1 protein-coding gene is annotated in these 223 nt (G+C 61.4%); it reads left to right on the forward strand.

Features of this window, described 5'->3' with window-relative positions:
• The coding region (locus ABR397_RS24535; protein WP_350307952.1) for an AMP-binding protein at window positions 1–223 on the forward strand (223 nt) is incomplete at both ends.

Consider the following 223-nt stretch of genomic DNA (forward strand, 5'->3'; position numbering starts at 1 on the left):
TGCCGATGCTAACCGGCTGGCCCATCAACTGATTGCACTGGGAATCGCGCCGGATCAGCGGGTGGCCGTCTGCATGGCAAGCTCACCGGCGCGGGTAGTAGGGTTATTGGCAGTGCTGAAAGCCGGTGGCGCCTATGTGCCGCTGGACCCGGCGTATCCGGGGGAACGTCTGGCGCATATCCTGAATGATGCGGCTCCCTCAATCATATTGGCTGATGAGACC

Origin of the sequence: Photorhabdus viridis, from assembly GCF_040256935.1 — a bacterium.
Taxonomy (GTDB): Bacteria; Pseudomonadota; Gammaproteobacteria; order Enterobacterales; family Enterobacteriaceae; genus Photorhabdus; species Photorhabdus viridis.